We start from the raw sequence: 4962 nt of genomic DNA on the forward strand, positions 1-4962 counted from the left end.
ATGAGCAGGATCGACGTCGTCGGGCGCAGGAGCGGCCACGTGATCGTCCGGAACCGCACCCACCGCGAGGCACCGTCGATCGCGGCTGCCTCCTTGAGCTCGGCGGGCACGGACTGCAGCGCGCCGAGGTAGATCACCATGCAGAACCCGATCCGGGTCCACACGACGACGATCACCAGGGTCGCCATCGCCCAGCCGGGCGCGGTCAGCCAGGGCACGCGGCCGAGACCGAGCGCCTCGAGCAGGTTGTTCACGACGCCGTAGTCACCGTTGAAGATCCACGACATGATGACGCCGACCACGACGCCGGCGGCGACCATCGGCACGAAGAAGAGCGCACGGAACACCGAACGCCCGGGCAGCGGTCGGTTCAGCGCCACCGCCAGGGCGAGGCCGATCGCCATCGCGGTCGGGACGGTCCCGATCGTGAAGACGAGCGTGTTCCGCAGCGCCGTCCCGATGAGCGGGTCGGAGCCCATGTCGACGAAGTTCTTCCCGCCGACCCAGGTGCCGTCGCCGAGCGAGGTGCTCGAGTCCTGGAAGCTCAGGGCGATCGCGGTCACGATCGGGATGAGTGAGAAGCCGAGGAACAGCAGTGCGGCGGGGCCGACGAACACCCAGGGGACGAACCGGCCCTGACGTCGTCGCGCGGCACCACCGGCGGGGATTCCGCCGGTGGGCGGTGCAGCCGACGCCGTGGTCCGGACCGGCGCGGTCTCAGTTCGCAGTGACACTGCGCATCGCCTCCATCATCTGGCTCGAGGCCTCCTTCGGGCTGAGCTGCCCGAGCAGGCACAGGTCGAGGTAGTCGGCGAACACCGCGTTGAGCGACGAGAAGTACTGCCCGCTCTCGGCCTTCACATCGACAGCGGGATGGTCGACCCCTGGTCGATGAACCGCTGCATGGTGTCCGAGTTCGCGGCGTACCCGATGTCCGCCGCGTCGAGGGACTCGCGGGCGGGCAGCCAGTTGCCGTCGTGGCAGAACTGCTGCATCTTCGGCCGCGAGGTGATCATCGCGACGAGTTCGGCCGCGAGCTCGGGGTGCTTGCTCGACTTCGTGACGGCGAGGGCGTTGCCGCCGAGGTCGCTCGCCTCACCCACGTTCCGGATCATCGGCGCCGTGCCCCAGTTGTCCCGCATGTCGGTGTCGAGCTGCACGATCGACTCCGGGTTGTTGAGCATCATGCCGATCTGCCCGGTCAGGAACAGGTTGCGGGCGACGTCCCCGCCGCCGCTCTTCGACAGGTTGCCGGTGGTGGCGAGGCCGTCGGCGTACCACTTTCGCCCGAAGGCCAGGGCGTCGATCGCCTCGGGGGTGTCCATCGAGGGGGTGGCACCGTCCTCGCCGAGGAACGCGCCCCCGTTCTGGTAGACGAACGGCAGCCACCGGTAGGCGGTCTCCGGCGCGGACCAGCCGTACCCGAACGCGTACTTGCCGGTGACCTGCTTGACCTCCTTCGCGACGTCGAGGAACTCGTCCCACGTCCACGCGTCCGCGAGGCGCGCCGGCGGGGTGACCCCGATCCGGTCCATGACCTCGCGGTTGTAGTAGGTGATGAAGTTGTCGGTGTGCTGGAAGACGCCGTACACACCGTCGTCCCGGGCACCGATCGCCCAGAACGGCGTGCTGTAGTCCTGCTGGTAGTCCTTCGGGATCGAGCCGGAGATGTCGACGAGGCTGCCGTTCGCGGCGTACCGGCCGATCTGCTGCGGGGTGATCCGGATGACGTCGGGCGCGAGGTCCGCGGCGAGCCGGGTGATGAACCACTGGTGGAACTGGCCCGTGGTGACCTCGACGGCGACGCTGGTGCCGGGGTGCGCCGCGACGAACTCGTCGGCGATCTGCTGGTAGCTCGTGATGTCGGTCGGGATGTTCCAGGTCGACAGTCGGATGTGCTTCGTGCCGCCGTGGGCAGCGGTGCCCTGGCCGGCGCAGGCGGCGAGTGCGCCGGCCATCGAGATGCCGGCCAGCGCGAGGAACCCGCGTCGGGCCAGCTGGGTGGGTGGTCGGGTCGGCATGGTCCTCTCCTTCGAGGTCGTGGTGCCGTGGTGGTCCAGGAGGCGCGGTGCACGTCCCGGGGTCCGGGTGCGTCCGTGACGGGGCCGGGTCGCGCGGTGGACTCGGCCCCGCCGGCGGACGGGGCGGTCAGACGAGGGCGGGTCGCGCCTCCTGGACGGCACCCTGCTCGGCCGGTACCGCGGTCGTCGGGCGCAGTGACTCCGGGAGCAGCGCGGCGTGCGCGAGCAGCAGCTCGTCGGTCATCTCGGCGATCCGGTCGAGCGTGAGGTGCGCCGCTGTGAGGGGGTCGAGCGCGACCGCGTGGTGGACGTGCTCGACGCTGCCGGTCAGCGCCGCGCGGACCGCCAGCGTCTGCACGTTCGTGTTCGTCCGGTTGATCGCCGCGAGCTGCGGGGGGAGTTCGCCGAACGAGATCGGGGTGACCCCGTTGCCGTCGGCCAGGCAGGCGACTTCGACGCAGGCGTCCGACGGCAGGTTGGCGATCACGCCGGTGCGGTTCGGGACGTTGCCGTAGACCACCGCGGGGACGCCGGTGACGATCGCGTTGACGATGCTCGCACCGTACTCGACCGACGGGGAGAGATCGGCCTTGAGCTTCTCGAGCTGTTGGTCGACGTCGCCCTGCTCGTCGTGGGCGAGGCAGATCTCGTAGTAGTCCCAGCGCTCCGGGATGTACTCGAGCACCGTCTCCGGGTCCTTGCGGAAGTACGGCACGTACTCGCTCGCGTGGTGGCTCGACTCCGTCTCGAAGTAGCCGAACGAGTGCATCAGCTGCGTGCGGACCTGCTCGTTGCCGCCCTCGTAGTTGCTCGCCGCCGCAGCCGCCTCGCTGTGGTCACCGTCGTCGTCGTGCAGGTCGGCCGCCGCGACGCCGCGCCGGTGCTTCGCGGTCATCACCTCGCGGAGGCGCGGGTACAGGTCCTCGCCGTTCCGCCGCTTGAACTCGAGGATCCACGCCTGGTGGTTGATGCCGGCGCTGACGTACTCGACCTCGTCGTACGGCACGTCGAGGGTCCGCGCGAGCATGCGCGTGGTGCCCTGCACGCTGTGGCAGAGGCCGACCGTGCGCAGGCCCTTCGCGTTGAGGAACGCCGTGGCCATCGCCATCGGGTTCGCGTAGTTGATGAACTGGGCGTCCGGGCAGAGCTCGAGCGCGTCGCGGGCGATGTCCTCGTAGGCGCGCACGGAGCGCAGGAAGCGGAACACGCCGCCGGGTCCCACGGTGTCGCCGACGGCCTGGTCGATGCCGTACTTCCTCGGGATCTCCACGTCCCACTTGTACGACTCCACGCCGCCGACCTGGAACGTGATGATGACGACGTCCGCGCCGGCGAGGGCCTCGCGGCGGTCGGTGGTCTCGAGGACCTCGGTGCCGAGGCCGTGGTGGGCGACGAGCTCGCGGGCAGCGCTCGCGGTGCGGGCGACCCTGCCCGCGTCGAGGTCCATGAGGTGCAGTGTCGCGCCCTGCAGTGCGGGGAAGGAGACGAGGTCGCCGATGAGGCGGAACGGGAAGACGAAGCCGCCGGCGCCGATGATGGTGATCTTGGTCATGCAACGACGGTAGGGAGCGGGGGCGGGTGCGGGCCTCCGGCTTCGGACGGCGGGGTTCCAGGATCCTCGGATGGGCGCGCTCGGGTCGCTGTCGTAGGCTCGCGGTGTGCTCGACGTGGAGACGATGGAAGCGGCGTACTGGAGCCACCGTGGCCCGGCGCCGCTCATGCCGTCGTCGCACCGGCACGACGACCTCGAGATCAACCTCGTGCTCGACGGGCACCTCGACTACCGCTTCGGCGGCGCTCCGATCAGCGTGCACGCCGGCGAGATCGCGCTCTTCTGGGGGTGGACCCCGCACCAGCTCGTCGGCGACGGGACGGGGACGGGGGAGTTCCGGTGGGTGCACATCCCGCTCGGCGAGGTGCTCGCGTGGGGGCTGCCCGACCACGACCTCGGCGCGATGCTGCTCAACCGGCCGGTGGTCGTGCCGACCGCGGCCGCCGGTCGTGACGTCGAGTCGATGCTCGACTCGTGGCAGCGGGACTTCGCGGACGAGGGCGCCGAGACCATCGCGAACCTCGAGGCGCAGGCGCTCGTCCGACGGCTCCTGCGGCACCACCAGGACGCCGTCGACCTCCGCCCGGGCGGCGGGCACGGCACCGCGGACGCCATGCACCGGGTGATCGACATGGTGCGGTTCGTTGTCGAGAAGTTCCGCGAGCCGATCGAGGTGGCCGACGTGGCCGCGGCGGCGCACCTGCACCCGCACTACGCGATGTCGGTGTTCCGGCAGGACGTCGGGACGACCATCCTCGAGTACCTCACCCGGTGCCGGGTCGCCGAGGCGCAGCGCCTGCTCGCGACGACCTCGATGACGACGTCGGAGATCGCGCACGCGGCCGGGTTCGGGTCGCAGTCGAGCTTCTACGCGCACTTCACCCGGGCGTGCGGCGGGCCACCGGGGGAGTACCGGGCGCGGTCGCGCTGACCACACACGAGCAACGCCCCGTCGCGAGCGGCGGGGCGTTGGCCGATCCGGACTGCCATGCGCAGCCGGAGATCGTGGGGGGTGTTACTTGATCTGTGCGGTGATGGTCGCGACGCCGACGAGGAGGCCGGACTTCACGGCGTCGGTCTTGAAGGTGCTGTTGAGCAGCTTCGCGGCGTCGCCGGAGACGTGCACGGTGGTGCCGGTCAGGATCGCGTTGTCACCCTCGAGCTGCAGCGGCTTCAGGGTGCCACCGTGCAGGGAGAACAGGTACGCGTTGTTGACCGCGACCTTGCCGTTGACCAGGACGTCGCCGTAGAGCTTGGACGAGCCGGGGTTCACGACGAAGTTCTCCAGCGTGACCGTGGTTTCACCGGCGGTGAGGGTCAGGCCCGAGTCGTCGTGGTTGAGCAGGCCCTGCACGTAGGGGCGGTAGTTGCCGTCCGGGGACCAGTACG

Annotated in this window: 5 protein-coding genes and 1 pseudogene; 1 reads left to right on the forward strand and 5 read right to left on the reverse strand. The window is 70.1% G+C overall.

What is annotated here, in order from left to right; translation table 11 throughout:
- From I5E_RS05065 to melA, 4 genes are all read right to left on the reverse strand, one after another.
- Nucleotides 1-734 (reverse strand): carbohydrate ABC transporter permease (locus tag I5E_RS05065; protein ID WP_049973440.1); only part of this gene is annotated, 734 nt, incomplete at its 3' end.
- Nucleotides 718-861 carry a hypothetical protein gene (locus I5E_RS26245; protein ID WP_022906034.1) on the reverse strand — a complete coding sequence of 48 codons (144 nt, stop codon included), beginning with the start codon at nt 859-861 and terminating at the stop codon, nt 718-720. The genes I5E_RS26245 and I5E_RS05065, both read right to left, overlap by 17 nt.
- Complete coding sequence (locus I5E_RS21200) at nt 858-2021, reverse strand: ABC transporter substrate-binding protein (RefSeq protein ID WP_022906035.1); 1164 nt, start codon at nt 2019-2021, stop codon at nt 858-860. Before I5E_RS21200 ends, I5E_RS26245 begins: the two co-directional genes overlap by 4 nt.
- Before the next feature lie 127 nt (nt 2022-2148).
- Nucleotides 2149-3573, reverse strand: coding sequence for an alpha-galactosidase (gene melA, locus I5E_RS05075; RefSeq protein WP_022906036.1), 1425 nt, complete (start codon nt 3571-3573; stop codon nt 2149-2151).
- A 106-nt stretch (nt 3574-3679) separates the two neighbouring features.
- Between melA and I5E_RS05080 the strand changes: the two genes are divergently transcribed.
- Nucleotides 3680-4504: a helix-turn-helix domain-containing protein gene (locus tag I5E_RS05080; RefSeq protein ID WP_022906037.1), complete on the forward strand. Its 825-nt coding sequence runs from the start codon at nt 3680-3682 to the stop codon at nt 4502-4504.
- An 84-nt stretch (nt 4505-4588) separates the two neighbouring features.
- Here the strand turns inward: I5E_RS05080 and I5E_RS25230 are convergent.
- Nucleotides 4589-4962: pseudogene (locus I5E_RS25230) on the reverse strand (hypothetical protein); the annotation flags it as partial.

The sequence above is a fragment of the Curtobacterium sp. B18 genome (genome assembly GCF_000333375.1).
In the GTDB taxonomy this organism is placed as follows: domain Bacteria; phylum Actinomycetota; class Actinomycetes; order Actinomycetales; family Microbacteriaceae; genus Curtobacterium.

What these genes read in the sequence shown, in the direction of transcription:
- melA (WP_022906036.1), bottom strand. Translation starts at nt 3,573, where the DNA reads ATGACCAAGATCACCATCATCGGCGCCGGCGGCTTCGTCTTCCCGTTC.
- I5E_RS21200 (WP_022906035.1), bottom strand. Translation starts at nt 2,021, where the DNA reads ATGCCGACCCGACCACCCACCCAGCTGGCCCGACGCGGGTTCCTCGCG.